At 47.3% G+C, this 16,761-nt stretch carries 14 protein-coding genes; 9 read left to right on the top strand and 5 right to left on the bottom strand.

Annotation, left to right across the window (positions count from 1 at the left end; genetic code table 11):
- Positions 1 to 9: 9 nt before the first annotated feature.
- The gene (locus tag MKY95_RS30595; RefSeq protein ID WP_051447276.1) at positions 10 to 1,209 is read right to left on the bottom strand and encodes a methyltransferase domain-containing protein; all 1,200 of its coding nucleotides are present in this window, start codon (positions 1,207 to 1,209) and stop codon (positions 10 to 12) included.
- 267 nt (positions 1,210 to 1,476) lie between these two features.
- On the opposite strand from MKY95_RS30595, the gene MKY95_RS30590 reads away from it, so the two are divergent.
- Together MKY95_RS30590 and MKY95_RS30585 are read left to right on the top strand one after the other, a co-directional pair.
- A complete protein-coding gene (locus tag MKY95_RS30590) occupies positions 1,477 to 1,977 on the top strand; it encodes a GNAT family N-acetyltransferase (protein ID WP_036612701.1) in 501 nt (166 codons plus the stop codon).
- Positions 1,978 to 2,003: 26 nt separating this feature from the next.
- A complete protein-coding gene (locus MKY95_RS30585) occupies positions 2,004 to 2,792 on the top strand; it encodes an SDR family oxidoreductase (RefSeq protein ID WP_036612699.1) in 789 nt (262 codons plus the stop codon).
- A gap of 112 nt (positions 2,793 to 2,904) precedes the next feature.
- Here MKY95_RS30585 and MKY95_RS30580 read toward each other — a convergent pair whose 3' ends face one another.
- Together MKY95_RS30580 and MKY95_RS30575 are read right to left on the bottom strand one after the other, a co-directional pair.
- Entirely contained in the window at positions 2,905 to 3,453 is a 549-nt protein-coding gene (locus MKY95_RS30580) for a GNAT family protein (protein ID WP_036612698.1), read from the bottom strand.
- Between the two features lie 127 nt (positions 3,454 to 3,580).
- Entirely contained in the window at positions 3,581 to 3,823 is a 243-nt protein-coding gene (locus tag MKY95_RS30575; protein WP_244988428.1) for a DUF2164 domain-containing protein, read from the bottom strand.
- A 280-nt stretch (positions 3,824 to 4,103) separates the two neighbouring features.
- Between MKY95_RS30575 and MKY95_RS30570 the strand changes: the two genes are divergently transcribed.
- Both MKY95_RS30570 and MKY95_RS30565 read left to right on the top strand, forming a co-directional pair.
- Complete coding sequence (locus tag MKY95_RS30570; RefSeq protein ID WP_127548964.1) at positions 4,104 to 5,837, top strand: glutamine--tRNA ligase/YqeY domain fusion protein; 1,734 nt, start codon at positions 4,104 to 4,106, stop codon at positions 5,835 to 5,837.
- 259 nt (positions 5,838 to 6,096) lie between these two features.
- On the top strand, positions 6,097 to 6,654 hold the full coding sequence (locus MKY95_RS30565; protein WP_036612690.1) for a stalk domain-containing protein: 558 nt from the start codon (positions 6,097 to 6,099) through the stop codon (positions 6,652 to 6,654).
- A 187-nt stretch (positions 6,655 to 6,841) separates the two neighbouring features.
- Here MKY95_RS30565 and MKY95_RS30560 read toward each other — a convergent pair whose 3' ends face one another.
- On the bottom strand, positions 6,842 to 8,035 hold the full coding sequence (locus MKY95_RS30560) for an MFS transporter (RefSeq protein WP_036612688.1): 1,194 nt from the start codon (positions 8,033 to 8,035) through the stop codon (positions 6,842 to 6,844).
- 163 nt (positions 8,036 to 8,198) lie between these two features.
- Between MKY95_RS30560 and MKY95_RS30555 the strand changes: the two genes are divergently transcribed.
- Positions 8,199 to 8,828 carry a molybdenum cofactor guanylyltransferase gene (locus MKY95_RS30555; RefSeq protein ID WP_339195895.1) on the top strand — a complete coding sequence of 210 codons (630 nt, stop codon included), beginning with the start codon at positions 8,199 to 8,201 and terminating at the stop codon, positions 8,826 to 8,828.
- Here MKY95_RS30555 and MKY95_RS30550 read toward each other — a convergent pair.
- Positions 8,798 to 9,742: an AraC family transcriptional regulator gene (locus MKY95_RS30550; protein WP_245838284.1), complete on the bottom strand. Its 945-nt coding sequence runs from the start codon at positions 9,740 to 9,742 to the stop codon at positions 8,798 to 8,800. The two genes, MKY95_RS30555 and MKY95_RS30550, sit on opposite strands and share 31 nt — an antisense overlap.
- A gap of 275 nt (positions 9,743 to 10,017) precedes the next feature.
- On the opposite strand from MKY95_RS30550, the gene MKY95_RS30545 reads away from it, so the two are divergent.
- The 4 genes from MKY95_RS30545 (at position 10,018) to MKY95_RS30530 (ending at position 16,693) form a co-directional block, all read left to right on the top strand.
- Positions 10,018 to 12,021: a beta-galactosidase gene (locus MKY95_RS30545; protein WP_076319257.1), complete on the top strand. Its 2,004-nt coding sequence runs from the start codon at positions 10,018 to 10,020 to the stop codon at positions 12,019 to 12,021.
- Positions 12,022 to 12,368: 347 nt separating this feature from the next.
- A complete protein-coding gene (locus MKY95_RS30540; RefSeq protein ID WP_076319256.1) occupies positions 12,369 to 14,159 on the top strand; it encodes a sensor histidine kinase in 1,791 nt (596 codons plus the stop codon).
- Positions 14,156 to 15,265 carry a response regulator gene (locus MKY95_RS30535; protein WP_245838288.1) on the top strand — a complete coding sequence of 370 codons (1,110 nt, stop codon included), beginning with the start codon at positions 14,156 to 14,158 and terminating at the stop codon, positions 15,263 to 15,265. The genes MKY95_RS30540 and MKY95_RS30535 overlap by 4 nt, the downstream gene beginning before the upstream one ends.
- Positions 15,266 to 15,412: 147 nt before the next feature.
- Entirely contained in the window at positions 15,413 to 16,693 is a 1,281-nt protein-coding gene (locus tag MKY95_RS30530) for an extracellular solute-binding protein (protein WP_076319255.1), read from the top strand.
- Positions 16,694 to 16,761: the final 68 nt, after the last annotated feature.

Raw genomic sequence — 16,761 nt, 5'->3', positions numbered from 1 at the left:
CATAATCCACTAGCGCAGCGGGACCGCCAGCAACGTGTACAACAGCTCATTATGCCGCACATGCTTGGTTACATAGCCCTGTTGTTCCAGCCAGCTGCATAGCTCACCCAGCAGAGGGAAGTGACGCTCGCGTAAGGCGCGCAGCTGTTCCTCGTGTCCTGTGGTTTCTGCCTGCCGAATATAGGAATCACGGTGAGTCGCATCAACAAACATCAGATCCGTTAGACCGATACGTCCACGCGAGGTTAATACCCGCTGCATCTCCTGTAAAGCCAATAGTTGCTGATCTGGACTTAGATGATGGAAAGCAAAGCTGGATACAACAAAGTCGAAGGAATGATCGGTAAAAGGCAACGCCAGAAAATTACCAAGTTTCACATGCATCTCAGGATATTTGGTACGACATCTGCGTAGCATCTCCCGGGATTGGTCGATTGCAGTCATGTCTGCGCCGTGCTGTAGCAGTTTCCCAGCCAGATTACCTGTGCCTGTACCAATATCAAGTCCTTTCTCACCAAGGGCGGGAGAGATCCAATGAGCTGTCTGTTCGAGCGCTTCGTCATAGTTGTGATACAGATAAAAGGAAGACTGTACCGTATCATTGGAATCGCCCGGCGTGGAATGACCTGCATTATGGTTTGGATGTGAAACTTCATTCTCATCGCTTATAGGCGAGGGGTTGGCCGAATGATGCCTGTCCTCTGAATTGGGGTGTTCAGTACTGACTCTGCCTTCTGCCTGCACTCGCTGATCATGGATGGCTGCCTGCATGTCATAATTCCACCGATCATGCCAGTTCTGCCGTGCTTCACGCAGGCGACGGGCACTGTCTGCGAGATCGTGCAGATGGCTGACATCCAACGGGCCGTCCTGACGATTCAGGTCAATCATGCGCTGGGTTGTATCCATCATACGTTTGAGCTCAATCCACTGGGCATACATGACGGCCTGTTGCAGCTCCAGATATTCTTCCAGCCGCTGCTGATTCCCTTGATCAATCTCTCCGAGCGCATGTGTAATATCCTGTAGCGACATGCCAATCTCACGCAGCGCAGCAATGGTCTGAAGCCGCCAGATATCATTCTCCGTATAGGTACGATACCCGTTACTGGACTGTTTGGCGGGGAGAATTAATCCTTTTTCCTCATAAAAACGAATGGCTCTCGCCGATATACCAAGCCTGCTTGCTGCCTCTTTGATGTTCATCATGCATCCCCCTCCTTATCGAATCAGTATAAACCATGACGTTACGGCAAGGTTAAGTGTTTATTTCATTTTGCGAAAAGGTTCAATACCGAGTGGAATTTTAGTCAAAGCTGAGGCTATGCTACAATATATAGAACAAAAAACTTAAATAGTGGAGTAAACGAACAATGTCTTCCTATTCCTAAGTTTCTCAACGTTCTGAACTCTCTTAACTTTCCCGACGTTGTAACGCACAGCGTTGTCGACTATAGCACGAAAGGTTGAATCATTATGCTTACCAGCCATACATTTACGATTCGTCCATCCGAGATTAAAGATGCATCCCAGCTAATGGAGTTGGATGCCCTGGTATGGGACAAATACACCTCTCCTGCACCGATGCAATGGCGTTCCAGACAACAATATCTGCAGCATTGCCCGCCAGGCAGTCAATTGATTGCGGTGCAGGGAGAGCGGGTATGTGGTTATGTGGGCTTTAATCCAGCCACAGGTATGCCCGTCAACCGTCATGTCTACGAGATTCATATTGCGGTTCATCCTCATGATCGGCGTTGTGGCATTGCCACAGCTTTAATGGATGCCATTAAGCAGCATGCGGCCCAACAAGGCGTTCGCAAGCTCAGGCTGCGTGTACTTTCCAGCAATCCGGGAGCGATTACGTTTTATACACAGTGTGGATTTGTGACGGAAGGCAGGCTGGTGTCCGAGTTTTATATTGGAGACAAGTATGTGGACGATATTCTTATGGGTTATTTTATCCAGACCAAATAGAAACTAGCTGAGGAGGAGGAACAACGATGGACATGGGACTTCAAGGTAAAAAAGCACTGGTGCTGGCTTCCAGTCGCGGGCTGGGCAAAGCCGTAGCCGCTCAATTGGCAGCAGAAGGTGCTGACGTCATGCTTGCCAGCCGGAGCGAAGAAAAGCTCGCAGCAGTGAAGCAGGAGCTTCTGGCGCTTGGTGTTGGCGGACGTGTGGAATATTGTGCAACCGATGTGACACGCAAGGAAGATATTGAGGCTCTGATTCACAAGACAGCAGAAATGTTTGGACAGATTGATATTCTGGTGAACAATTCGGGTGGCCCGCCATCGGGTTCATTTGAGTCACTGACGGATGAAGATTGGGAACGTGCATTTGAATTAAATGTGCTCAGTTATGTAAGGCTGATTCGCGGTGCTCTTCCTTATATGAAAGAAAGCGGAGGACACATTGTGAATATCGCTTCAACTTCGGTGAAACAGCCCATACCGGGTCTGATGCTGTCCAATACGTTCCGTACCGGCGTGTTTGGATTGGCGAAGACCTTGTCTCAAGAGCTTGCTCCATACGGAATTTTGATCAACACGGTGGCGCCAGGACGTATTGCAACAGACCGTATACGTGAGCTGGATGCAGCACGGGCTGAGCAGAATGGAATCAGTGAGGAAGAGGTATCTGACCAATTCCGTAAAGAGATTCCACTGGGCCGTTATGGTCAACCAGAGGAGTTTGCCAAAGCGGTGGTGTTCCTGTTATCCGGGGCCAATACGTACATTACCGGAACCTCATTGATTGTGGATGGTGGCATGGTCCGAGCACTCTAAAAGTCATGGATGCAATAAAATACCCTCTGTCACCACATTACGTGGAGATCGAGGGTATTCGTGTTGATCCATTATGTTGGGAGAGATCACTCCGATTTATTATGTAGGCGAATTAGCGCAAGAGTTCCCATTCATGCTGAAGCATGCCGTACACCGCATGATTCACGTAACCTTTAGGCAGTTTCTCTGCCTGACGAATGACACCCTCGAGAACAAATCCGAGTCTTTCAGGGATAGCACGACTCCGTTTGTTATTCGTTGCCGAGCGAATCTCGACGCGATTCAGATCCAGGGTCACCAGAGCATAATCAACCAGAACGCGACAAGCGCTTGTCATCAAGCCCTGACCCTCAAAGCCTTTTCCAAGCCAATATCCGATGCTTACCGAGCGGTTGGTCCAGTTAATCTCGTGGAATCCAATGACGCCGGCTAGATCCCCTTTTGACCATACTCCGGCGGTGAATCCGCCATTCTCGGCACCTTGTTTTAACGCGTTGGTAATGAAGTTCGAGGTGTGTTCCACTTCTGTCACATGGTCCACCCACGGCAACCAATGTCTCAGCTGATCCCGCGAGCGATCCGTCAGTTCGAACAGCGGTTTGGTATGTTCCATGGCTAGTGGCCGGAGTTCGGTATATTCATCCAATGAATAGGTAAACATGAATGCAACCTTCTTTCTTTGTATAGTGTTGTTCAAAAAAGTCCACTTTTGATTACGAATTATGCCTAGCGGCATTATTAGCATCGAATATGAAAACCAGATTTTTTGAACACGTATTTGTAGTGGATTAACGGGAAGTCTTGGGTAACTTTTGCTCCAGTGCAAACAGGTCTTCTTCCATTGAGGCCATGCGTTGATTAACCGTTGTGCGTGCGTCACGGAGTGCCTGATTATATATGTAGGGAGCGAGCTGCGTCATGAACAGGTCGAGGACACCCCAAGCGGCCAGATCGCCGAGTTCTTCGCCACGTTCCTCTTCGAAATACGACTGGATGGTGCGAATGGCTTCATCCTGCTGTTCTTTGGTCAGTTTAAGCGAGTTCGATGGAATGGGAAACCCTCCCTTTAATTTGTTTTTACTATTATGCTACATGATTCGAGCGAACCCGTCAAAATGGTTTAGGGCCTATTTATGCACGGCTTATCCTGACTTTGGTGCCGTTCTTTATTGAACTCCTCCCCCGTTAAAGGTATATTTAAATGAAACGCGTACGAAACTTTCCAAGAAAATAGTTTTTTTCAGGAAATGACTTCGTTATTAAGGAATTATAGCCGGAATTGCTGCAATTCCCTAAGGCTCCAATCCATTCATGAAAGGTTTGATACCTGTGGACAATCGTACAACCCCACCTAACTTTATCAAAAATATTATTACCGAAGATCTCCGGTCTGGGAAAGTCCAGGAAGTTATTACCCGTTTTCCTCCGGAACCGAACGGTTATCTGCATATCGGCCATGCCAAGGCGATCTGGATTAACTTTACGCTGGGCGGCGAATTTGGCGGCAAAACGAATCTGCGCTTTGATGACACGAATCCGGTCAAGGAAGATGTAGAGTATGTTCAATCGATTCAGGAAGACGTGAAATGGCTCGGATACGAGTGGAACGAGAAACGTTTTGCCTCGGATTATTTTGACGAGATGTACAACCGTGCTGTCTTGTTGATTAAAAAAGGTAAAGCCTACATCGACGACCAAAGCGCCGACGAAATCCGTGAAATGCGCGGAACGCTGACGGAGCCGGGTAAGAACAGCCCGTACCGTGATCGTTCAGTGGAAGAGAATCTCGACTTGTTCACACGTATGCGTGCAGGTGAATTCAAGAACGGAGAGAAAGTGCTGCGTGCCAAGATCGATATGTCTGCACCAAATATCAATCTGCGCGATCCGGTTATTTACCGGATTTCTCATGCACATCATCATAACACGGGCGACAAATGGTGTATCTATCCAATGTACGCCTTTGCTCACCCGCTCGAAGATGCAATTGAAGGTGTAACGCATTCCCTCTGTTCCCTGGAGTTCGAGGATCAACGTCCATTCTACGATTGGGTTATTGCCGAGTGTGAGATGGAGAACCAACCACGTCAATATGAATTTGGTCGGCTGAATCTGTCCCAGATGGTGACAAGTAAGCGGAAGCTGAAACTGCTCGTAGATGAAGGACATGTGGATGGATGGGATGATCCACGTATGCCAACGATTTCGGGTCTGCGCCGCCGGGGTTATACACCGGAAGCTATTCGTGATTTTGTATATGAGACAGGCATTTCCAAAAACTATGGAGTTATCGATCTGCAAACGCTGGAGCACTTTGTACGTGAAGACTTGAAACTGAAAGCTCCGCGCACGATGGCTGTGCTGCATCCGCTCAAAGTGGTCATCACTAACTATCCTGAAGGACAAGTGGAATGGCTTGAAGCAGAGAACAATGTGGAGAACCCAGAGATGGGTAATCGCCAAATTCCGTTCTCCCGTGAAATTTATATTGAACAAGACGATTTCATGGAAAATCCGCCGAACAAATATTTCCGTTTGTTCCCTGGCAACGAAGTTCGTCTGAAACATGCATACTTCATCAAATGTAACGATGTGATCAAAGATGCAGAAGGTAATGTAACTGAGATTCATTGTACCTATGATGTAGAGACGAAGAGCGGCAGTGGATTCACTGGCCGCAAAGTCAAAGGAACAATCCACTGGGTAGAAGCGACTCAAGCGGTACCTGCTGAATTCCGTCTGTATGAGCCGTTGATCCTGGATGAAGCACCGGAAGCAGAGGTTGAAGTGGCAGTAGCTGGTGCTGAAGCTGAGGTTGTGGAAGAGCAACCAGAGAAAACGTTCCTGGATCAATTGAACCCGAACTCCCTTGAGATTGTTAATGGGTATGTGGAACAAGAGATGAAGGAAGCGAACGCTCAGGATAAATTCCAATTCTTCCGTCATGGTTACTTCAGTGTAGATCCGAAACATTCCGAGCCAGGACGTCCTGTATTTAACCGGGTCGTATCTCTGAAAAGCTCGTTCCAACTGCCGAAGGCGTAATGTGAACATAGGTAGGACGATAGGTTAGCAGTAAACTTAAATCTATGAACGTAAAAGGCGTCTCCAGGGCAATAAGCCAATGGAGACGCCTTTTTCTTGTGCGCCTGCAATTGATTAAAGAAGGTTGTACTAATACAAGTCCTGGTTCTGCGTGGATACACAAAAAATAATTATTAATACAACGGGATACTTAAATGAACAATTTTCCAACTTTCGACGTTTAAGTTAATGTGAACAATAATTTCAAGGAGGAATCAAGATGAAGCGATTTGTTTCTTTATTGTTGATGTTAACTTTAGCTGTCTGTGTAGGCTCTGTTGCCTCTGCTGCTTTGGACCAATCCCTAATGGATCTACCCTTTAAGGAACGTGCGGCGAATGTGTACAATTCATCACTAAAAAAAGTTGAACTAAGTGTCATAAAGGATGGAAAGGCAACAAAAACAACTTATAAATCCATTTATATCCCAGTGAAAGATGTTTTTAAACGATCTGGAGCAACGTTTAAATGGGATGGAAAGAAAAAAATCACCACGATTAAAAATGAAGGACAAGAACTGATTCTTAATTTCTCTGGCAAAGAAATCACAGCGGGTAACAATCAAGTTGTGCTCCCTCAAGAGTGGGTACAATTGAAAAACGGGGTCTCGAGTATGGATGCATTTGTCTTAGCATATATTTTTGAACTCTCGACTGATGACTCCGATCAAGAAAGAGTAGACTGGAAAGAGAAACTGAATTTCTTGGATATCAAAGGTACAACCGGTTTTCCAGGATTAGATAAGTATATGCATGTGTTTGTTCAGTTTAATGATTAGTTAAAATCTATAGAGAAACTAGCATCGTGTTCATATTATGATAGAACGAATTACAGCTCCGCTTTATCCCCGGATTTTACCCTTTGAAAAGGGAATCAAAAAAATCCGGGGATAACAGCGATCGAAAGATTCTTCTGTCCTCGTAGTGCTCCAGTGGAAATCTTTTTCAACTTTTTCTAACAAAAGATTATCTGTCCTCATCCATATTGCCCATCTCCGTCAACACAACCGGCTGATAGCCGTTACGTCGATTCGATAACCACATGATGCTAAATCCAACAGCGCCGATGAGCGAGAAGAATACGCCAATGCTATACATGATTTCTGCACCGAAGCTCTGGAACAACCAGCCGCCGAACAGACCGGCAATCACGCCGGAGAGACCTCCCCAGGCCATCGTATAGACCGCTTGACCGGAAGAACGATAAGGTCTTGGAATGAACAGCATGGTCAGTTGCGTACCCACATAGAAGTACCCACCAAACGTAATGGAGTGCATCAACTGAATGAATACAATCTCCAGTGGGTTGTTAGCCATTGCCATGAGCTGCCAGCGAAGTGCAAACAGCACACTGATCAGAATGAGAGATGCCAGGAGCATGCTCATTTTGCGTTTGAGTAAACGGTCGAGCAGCAGGAATACGCCGACTTCGAGAATGGATGAGGTGAAGATGGCCCAGCCGACCATCTGTTTATCGCCACCCATCTCTACTATGTATAGTGACATAAAAGTACTGTTCATGGCATTAGGCACCGATACGAGTACACCCAGGCCGATAAATGCCATAAAATACGGATTGAACATGACTTTGCCAAACCGCCGAAAAGTAACCACCGGTGTATCCGAAGCGATCGGCTGTCTGGGTAGAAATACGGATAATACAAAGGCGGTGGCAATCATGCACGCAAATATAATGGATACACTGCCGATGCCAAAACGGTCAATGAGCGGTCCGGCTGCGACGGCAGTCAGCGCCCAACCGAGTGAACCCCAGAGCCGGAATGATCCAAATTTCTGGGTTGTACCATCGATATATCCAAGAATCAGACTGTTCGTTTGAGCAAATAATGGACTTTGAAAAAAATAAAAGAAAATCATGGCTACATAGATCCATGTATAAGTGGGCGCATAGAATACACCCTGGGCGAGCACAAATGTGCCTCCCATCATAATCATCAGAATGATGCGAATGTTGCGAGATTTATCGCTCCAGAAACCCCAGAACGGGTTGGCAAACAAGGATACAAAGGGTCCAATCGCCATGAGACTGCCAATCTCCAGTTTGGTCATACCAATCTCTTGCAGATACAACTGCAGGAATCCGGCGAAGATGGAGATGGCTCCATATATGAAAAAGTTATATAGTTTCAGAGAAACCAATGAGGGATTGCCTCTTGAAGGTGCAGGTCTGTCCAATTAAGCCATTCCTTTCAAATGCATATTGTTCAATGTATCATTTGTTGAAAGGGGATTCAATGCATAGCGAACGTTTTGAAATTGATGTAGTCAAACACATATCGTTACCAGGAGGGAGGATAACAACATGAACACGCGTGAATGGACAGGCATCATATTGGCAGGAGGATTATCCAGCCGCATGGGGACCAACAAAGCCATGTTGGAACTGAACGGTTCCGTTGTACTGCAACATGTCACAAAGGCCATGAGACCCGCCGTATCCCGTATCATCGTGTCTGCCGGACCCAATGTGACAACTTACGGTGCAATGGGCTACGACTGCGTTCAGGATCACTATCCGGGGAAGGGGCCACTCGCCGGTCTTCACGCAGCGCTGGAAGCTTCCGATACAGACTGGAATCTGGTATGCGCCTGCGATATGCCGCTCCTGCAAACGTCCTTTTTTGATGGGATAAAAAAGCTGGCCGAGTCGCATGACTCTTATTCTGCTATCGTTCCACGCGTGGATGGACATGTCCACCCTCTTGCAGGGGCTTACCACATACGAGTGCTCCCTGATCTGGAGCAGCGTCTGATACAGGATCATCTTCGAGTCATGCGATGGCTTGAAGAGATCGGATGCTGTTATGTCGAAGCGGAAGAGCTTGAGAGAGCTGGCGTTCATCAAGTAGCGATGCAAATGAGTAATATGAACACGCCGGAAGAGTACGAGCGTATCCGTAATCAAGATTCTGGACTCGATTCCGATCTGTAGGATACAGGATCACCTGATGCATCTGCATGATGATTGCGATATTGAAGCGGGCTTTGGCCTGTCCAACGTTTGAATTGTCTGCTGAAATGGGACAGATGGGTGTAACCGAGCTTCCACGCAATTTCCCCGAGCGACAGCTCTGGCTGTTCGATCAGCACTTTGGCCTCCTGCAACTTCAAGCTGGACAGGTAAGCCCTGGGCGATCGCCCGTACACCTTGCGAAAGACCTGTAGACCATATCCCGGGCTGATGCCAAACGAGGATATAATCTGCTCTACTTTGACGGTGGATACACTGCTTTCCTTGGTTCGAAGCTGGGCATGGAATGCCTGCTTGATTGCCTCCGCTATAGCTCCCGCATAATGCATGGCTGTTGGAGCTGGTGCATCTGAAACAGCAACGGAAGTGGTGGCCTCCGGTTCATTGTCAGCGGCTTGGGACAACAGGGCGAACAGTTCAAACATGCGTGCCTGCATGATCATTTTGTCAGTGGATGTGTAGGCCTCAGATATGTTAATCATCCCCATCCAACCCTCCAGCACAACGCGCATTTTCCTATTATCAGCCGTACCTGCTGCGTAGATTCGGCTGTGCTGTGACATCAGCTTCAGGGTGAAGACCGGATCATCCACATTAAAGTGAGCGCTAAAATAAGTCATGCCTTCCGTGGATACACATTGATTTGTATGTTTGAACCCGGGAGGAATGAGAAGAATGGAACCTTCCTCCACGGTATAGGTATAACCATGAATCACACTCTCCTGCGTACCTTCGATGATCAACATAATCTCAAAGCCCGGATGTGATTCCTCGGGCATCGCCCATCCATAGGGTACTTGTTGGCTGTGAGCACCATAGAATTTGATGTTACAGTCGATAATAGGCAGCCAGTGGGCCAGCGTATGATGTGGCATTTCTCGGAGCTGTGATCGGATATCCATCATATTCACCTCGGAAAAGGGTAAAAACAACTTGCCTTATACAATCGGCACCCGTAGTATACTTCATTATAATCAGTTTAACGCAAGCAGGGATAATCCATGGAATACATCAGCTTTTCAAGTGGTTGCTGAACAATCCAAGTTCTTCAACCGACATTAATGTAAACGCTACCATTATGGATTGGAATATGTCAACTCTTGCACACGTCAAGATCATTATATTTTCCACCCAAAAAGGAGATTAAATCATGGACAAATTATTATATGGCGTAGCTTACTATGATGAATATATGCCTTACGAAAGATTGGACAAAGACATTCAGATGATGAAGGATGCAGGGATCAACGTGGTCCGTATTGCAGAATCAACCTGGAGTACCCATGAACCACAGAATGGCGTATTTGACTTCTCTTCCGTAGACCGTGTGCTCAATGCCATGAATGAGGCAGGGATTCAGGTTATCGTTGGCACACCAACGTATGCTGTTCCTACATGGATGGTCAAGGAACATCCGGACGTGCTGGCTACCACCTCACAGGGACCTGGCAAATACGGCGCAAGACAGATCATGGATATTACACACCCAACCTATCTATTCTATGCTGAACGGATCATCCGCAAGCTGATCTCTCGGGTAAGCACACATCCAGCGGTCATCGGTTATCAGACAGATAACGAGACGAAGCATTACAATACGGCCGGAGATAATGTACAACTGCAATTCGTCAAATACATGCGGAACAAGTTCAGTTCTCTGGATGAACTCAACAAGGAATTTGGCCTCGACTACTGGAGCAATCGAATCAATAGCTGGGAAGACTTCCCGTCTGTTGTAGGAACGATCAACGGTAGTCTTGGCGCTGAATTTGCCAAGTTCCAGCGGCAGCTGGTAACCAACTTTTTGGCTTGGCAAGTGGGGATCGTGAATGAATACAAACAGGAAGGACAGTTTGTTACCCAGAATTTTGACTTTGATTGGCGTGGGTATTCGTACGGCATTCAAGGGGATGTGGATCATTTTGCCGCATCGAAACCTTTTGACATCACCAGTGTGGACATCTACCATCCTTCCCAGGATGATCTGACGGGCATTGAGATTTCATTCGGCGGCGATGTGGCGCGTTCCACCAAACAATCGAATTATCTGGTACTGGAGACCGAAGCGCAGGCGTTCTGGCATTGGGTTCCCTATCCGGGACAGCTGCGTTTGCAGGCATTCAGTCATCTGGCATCAGGGGCGAACATGGTCGCTTACTGGCACTGGCATTCGTTGCACAATTCCTTTGAGACGTATTGGAAAGGATTGCTCAGTCATGATTTCGAACCGAATCCGGTGTACAACGAAGCAAAGACCATTGGTAGGGATTTTGCCCGACTCAGTCCTAAGCTTGTGAATCTGAAGAAAAAGAATCGGGTGGCCGTGCTGTTCAGCAATGAGGCCCTGACTTCCATCAAGTGGTTTGGGTTTAACTTCACCAGTGACAAGAACTACAATGACGTGGTGCGCTGGATGTACGATGAATTGTACAAGATGAACATTGGCTGTGACCTGATCGATCCATCGGTTGAGAGTTATGCGGAATATGATGTGCTCGTTGTACCTGCTCTGTATGCTGCTTCGGATGCATTGCTGGAAAAATTGAATCAATTCGTAGAGCATGGCGGACATATCGTCTACTCGTTCAAAAGTGGATTTGCAAATGACCATATCAAGGTACGCTCTACCCGCCAGCCCGGCCTGATTAGTGAGGCATGCGGGATCAGCTATAACCTTTTTGTAGAGCCAAAACATGTTTCGCTGCGCGATGATCCATTCAAGGTTGGTGAGGAGCAGAACCAGGTTCTCACCTGGATGGAACTGATTACGCCGACAACGGCTGAAGTACTCGCTTGGTATGATCATCCACATTGGGGTGAATATGCGGCAATTACCCAGAATGCCTATGGAAAAGGCAAAGCCACCTATGTCGGCTGTTACACCAGTTCTGCGGTGATCCGTAAGGTGTTGGAACGTGTCATGAAGGAAGCGGGCGTCTGGGGAGCGGATCAGGAGCTGGCTTTTCCTATCATTGTGAAGACAGGTGTGAACGATCAGGGGAACACGATTCGCTACTATTTCAATTATGCGGATGAGGCAACATCTTTCGTGAATGCTTATGGAGAAGGGACTGAACTTCTGGCAGGAATCCCGATTGCTGCAGGAGAGAAGATCGAACTGGAGCCATGGGGCATACGGATTATCGAACAATAATAGGAAATAATAGAGTAGGCAATGGATGTTGAACTATAAATTTACACAAAAACGGAGATGACAGAAATAACATAACGAAGCGGAGCTAAAAGCTTTCTGAAAGAAAGCTGCATCGGAAGCATATACCTCGCCTTTATCAACGGATTTTCCCCTTAGAAAAGGGAATCAAAAAAATCCGGTGATAACAGCGATCAGAGGGTTGTTCTGACCACGTAGTGATCTCGTGTAACCATTCATTCTATTGTATAACGTGATATTTTAACATTTCCAAACGAATATAAAGACCAAAGCGCCCTCAGCTTCCATGCTGGGGCGTTTGTCTATTTTAGCTCAGGAGTGGATGCGCTGTGTTTACCGAATGTTATCGGAAGCTGATAGATCCTTTCAAACGCAGCATTCGCAATAAGTTGATTCTTACCATGACGCTGCTGGCCGTTGTGCCCGTCATTGCCATGACCGCTATGGCAGCTGAGAATACCCGCTCTTCCATGGAAGAGGAGATTATGGAGACCAACCGAGCCAATATGAACTGGGCCTCCATCTATCTGGGTGAACAGTTCGCCCGCATGAACAATATTATCTATTCGATTCAGATCAGTGACGAATTGCATCAATATCTGGCGTTGAACGAAGAAGCGCCTGCAGCCAGTCGGTTCGATGAACAGAAGGCCATGTTCAATATGCTGAACAGTGTATACTATTCTGCTGGCAATTATGTATTTGGTGTTGAACTCTATCTGAAGGAATTGGACACCCTGTTCACCTTCAACTCCATGGATTCTCGCATCAAAGCGGTATCGGAAATACCGGAAGGGTATCATGAGCTTTTTGCACAACATAAAGATTTTACGATTATCAATGATCCGGACGATCCGCAAAAGTTTCACATGACCCGCAGCATGAACCGCTTCGAGGATCAGGCACAGATCGGTGCCATCAGTCTGGAGGTCAAGTGGGCTGAGTTCAATCAGACGCTGGAGCTGCTGGATAGCCGGGGTGACTATGGGGTATACATTGCTGACAGCACGGGCAGTCCGGTCTATCAGCCAAACCAAGAGATTCAGCCGTCTGCGGAAGCACTGGAGAAATTGGCAGGCACAAAAGAAAGTTCGGGCTTCATCCGGACAGCCAAGGAATACGTATTCTTTCACTCCATCGAGCCGTCAGGACTGCGTGTGGTCAAGATTGTACCTGCCCATGTCGTTAACGAAAGTGCTTTGGACACGATGAAATACGGACTGGTTGTGGGTGGCCTGGCCACTGTCATATCTGTGGGACTAGCTGCGCTCGTAGCCTGGCGTACATCGAAACCCATTGTCAGACTGGCGAATTCCATGAAGGGTATTCAACTGATCAAGGACAGGGAAGTGGTGCGAAGTGGCCGGGTAGATGAGATTGGTCTGCTGGAGAAAAATCTGCACGGCATGGCTAGTCGTATCCGGGAACATATTCGCGACAACTATCTAATGAATCTGGAGAAGCAGACGGCCGAGCTCAAAGCACTGCAATCACAGATCCATCCGCATTTCCTACAAAATACACTGCAGATGATTGGCGGCATGGTCTACTCGCAAAAACCGGCAGACAGTTACAAAGTCATTCGAGCCTTAAGCGAGATGTTTCGTTATATTGTGCGAGCGCCGGATGGACTGGTGCCCCTGCAGTCTGAACTCGATCAGTTGGAGCATTATATGCTGATTCAGAAGCAACGTTTTGCCGGCAGGCTTGAATATACACTGGAGATTACCGGAGAACTTCGGGCGTGTTATATCCCCAAGTTGTCTTTGCAACCCATTGTGGAGAATGCATTTTTGCATGGTCTGGAGAAGAAACAGGGCGAATGGAAGCTGGGCATTGAGGTCGTCTGTGAACCTTCAGATGTAACCATTCGAATTTGTGATAACGGCGTGGGTATGGATGCTGAGAAACTAACGGAGATGCAGTCCAGACTGGAGCGGATTACCCGGCAGGCTGATCGGGTGTGGAGTTCAGGTACAAGTATTGGACTGGTCAATGCGGCCTCACGAATGGTAATGCATTTTGGACCTGAATATGGGATGAGCATAGAAAGTGAATACGGACAGGGGACAAGCGTTACGGTACGAATCCCCTGCAATACAGGAGGCGAAGCCTTGTGAACAAGGAACTGTACAGAGTGCTGTTGGTGGATGATGAACCGTGGAACCGGGATATTTTGCGTAACCTAGGAGATTGGAATGAACTTGGCATGACCGTTGCAGGTGAGGCAGAGGATGGCGAGCAGGCCATTCAACTGGTCAAGCAGCATCAGCCTCACATTATCATTACGGACATGCGCATGCCCGGCACAGACGGTGTGGAGCTGTTGCAGACGCTTAGCGGACAATACCCACAGATCAAGGTGATCGTGGTGAGCGGATATGATGACTTCAATTATGCAAAACATGCGATCCGGCATCGGGCTGCAGATTATCTGCTCAAACCGGTGAATCCGGATGAACTGAATGGTGTACTTGCTAAATGTGCAAAGGAATTGGAAAAGGTTAAATCAGCACCTGAATCATGGGAATCGTACCCATCTTCGTTCGCAGGTGAGTTCTCCCTGTTTCAGCAGCAGGCTCGCTTGCGGTTTAATGACCTAAACGGTCAGAGTCTGCGTGAGTGGTTCCAGCAATTACAGCAGAAGCTGGAACGATGCGAGATTAACAGACCTCGGCAGCTTGGAAGGGTGGCTCATGAATTACAGGCTTTGCTGGACGAACTGTGCGTCTCCAATGGCTTGTACGAGCGGCCCGAAGCAACGGCGCTACCTCCTGCGTCTGCGCTGGCTTCCATCGAATCCACGATCACATGGATTTCGACTCCGTACTATCAGGCTTTGGAGCAGCTGATTGCGCAGCGTAAGTTCAAGAATAAGCTGAACCTGGACGAGGTGAAGCAATACATTGAGCAACACTGTATGGAGATGATTACGCTGGAGCAGCTCGCCCAGATCTTTTTTGTCAGCAAGGAATATCTCAGTAAGGTATTCAAGAAAGAGTATGAGGTGAATGTGACCGATTATGTTGTCCAGTTACGTATGACGAGAGCGAAAGAATGGGTGATGGATGAACAGATTCCGTTCAAGCATATTGCCGAGATGGCGGGTTATGAGGATGTGTCTTACTTCTATCGAGTGTTTAAGAAGCATTTTGGAGTTTCACCGGGAGAGATGCGGAAGGGACAACCTCGTATGTCAGGCAATTCAAGCAGTAGTACGGAATGAGTCGTTCGAGAGAGCATTTGCGGCAGGATTAAGGTTTAAAATAATCCAATACACAAGTCTAATTTTGTCCAATGAAGCGCTTTCATTTTCTGATATATAATGAGCCTATGAAAGACAAACCAGTTACACACCGGGAGGTCATAAGAGATGAAAGTATGGAAAAGCGTAGCAAGTGCGTTACTGGTCAGTGTTCTGCTCGCAGGTTGCGGTTCCAATGCAGGAACGGACAATGGGCAGGAGGAATCGGCATCAGGCAGCACGGTATCACTCAAAGTATTCGTTGCACAACCTCGGCTGAAAGAACACTACGACAAATATATAGAACAGTTCAAAGCTAAGGAGAAAGCAGAGAAAAACATTGAAGTGAACGTGCAACTGGAGATGCCGCCTGCGGATAATGCACCTCAGATTCTGAAGACACGACTCGCCTCCAATGATGCACCGGATGTGTTCGCCTTGCATGCGGTCAATGAGATTCCACCGTTCAGCAAAGCTGGATATCTGGAAGACCTGTCGGGCCAACCTTTTGTCGATAAGCTGCTGGATTCGGTTAAACCCTCCATAACGGATGCGGAGGGTAAAATCGTAGCTATTCCATTGGAAACAGTATCATGGGGCTATCTGTACAATAAAGATATTTTTGAAGAGCAAGGGCTGGAAGTGCCAACGACGTTAACAGAAATGAAAGCGGTCGTGGAGAAACTCAAAGCAGCCAACATTACACCGTTTGAACTGTCTTACAAAGAAGCCTGGATTCCGCAATTATTCCTGCCACTTACTGTGGGTGCATTAACTCAATCTGAGCACAAAGATTTCGTGGAGAAGATGAATCAGGATCAGGGCTCCTTCTCCGATATGAAAGCATTGTTTGATATCTTTGATCTCGTCAATGCCAATGGAACGGACAAAGCGCTGGAAGTGGGCGGAGATGATGGTTCAGCAGCCTTCGCATCAGGAAGCGCCGCGATGTGGATTCAGGGACCATGGTTTGCCGAAACCATTCTGAAGTCCAACCCGGACTTGAACTTTGGTGTAGCACCAATGCCGATCAATGATAATCCGGATGATACCAAAATCAATCTGAGCACCTCCACTTCACTGGCAGTATCGTCATCTAGCAAAAACAAAGAAGTGGCACTCGATTTCGTGAACTACATTCTCGATGACAAGGATTCAAGTGCATTCTTCGAAGCGCTCAAATTCAATCCGATTGCCAAGATCCATGACTTCAAGAGCTTCCCGTGGGTAGACGATGCACAGAAATATGTGAGTGAAGGTAAAGCTTATGAGGACCCATCCCTCCCTCAAGCGGTGAAAGACGAGTCAGGCAAAGCGTTGCAAGGCTACTACTCTGGGCAATTAAATCAACAGCAGGTTATCGATGCGCTCGACAAGGCGTGGAAATCCTACAACAAAGTCAACAAGTAAGGAGCTGTGAGGAATGGAGTATCCGCTTTTGTTGGCAAATCTCAACGGTCTGAGAGTTTTGTCAACAA

Source organism: Paenibacillus sp. FSL P4-0176 (assembly GCF_037975265.1).
In the GTDB taxonomy this organism is placed as follows: domain Bacteria; phylum Bacillota; class Bacilli; order Paenibacillales; family Paenibacillaceae; genus Paenibacillus; species Paenibacillus amylolyticus.
The sequence above is the reverse complement of the archived record's forward strand: the minus strand, read 5'-3'. Positions and strand labels throughout refer to the sequence as shown.

Bases quoted from the DNA above. Each gene is read 5' to 3' on its own strand.
- MKY95_RS30595 (WP_051447276.1), bottom strand. From the start codon at position 1,209: ATGATGAACATCAAAGAGGCAGCAAGCAGGCTTGGTATATCGGCGAGA.
- MKY95_RS30570 (WP_127548964.1), top strand. From the start codon at position 4,104: ATGAAAGGTTTGATACCTGTGGACAATCGTACAACCCCACCTAACTTT.
- MKY95_RS30555 (WP_339195895.1), top strand. From the start codon at position 8,199: ATGAACACGCGTGAATGGACAGGCATCATATTGGCAGGAGGATTATCC.
- MKY95_RS30550 (WP_245838284.1), bottom strand. From the start codon at position 9,742: ATGCCACATCATACGCTGGCCCACTGGCTGCCTATTATCGACTGTAAC.
- MKY95_RS30580 (WP_036612698.1), bottom strand. From the start codon at position 3,453: ATGTTTACCTATTCATTGGATGAATATACCGAACTCCGGCCACTAGCC.
- MKY95_RS30585 (WP_036612699.1), top strand. From the start codon at position 2,004: ATGGACATGGGACTTCAAGGTAAAAAAGCACTGGTGCTGGCTTCCAGT.
- MKY95_RS30590 (WP_036612701.1), top strand. From the start codon at position 1,477: ATGCTTACCAGCCATACATTTACGATTCGTCCATCCGAGATTAAAGAT.
- MKY95_RS30565 (WP_036612690.1), top strand. From the start codon at position 6,097: ATGAAGCGATTTGTTTCTTTATTGTTGATGTTAACTTTAGCTGTCTGT.
- MKY95_RS30530 (WP_076319255.1), top strand. From the start codon at position 15,413: ATGAAAGTATGGAAAAGCGTAGCAAGTGCGTTACTGGTCAGTGTTCTG.
- MKY95_RS30545 (WP_076319257.1), top strand. From the start codon at position 10,018: ATGGACAAATTATTATATGGCGTAGCTTACTATGATGAATATATGCCT.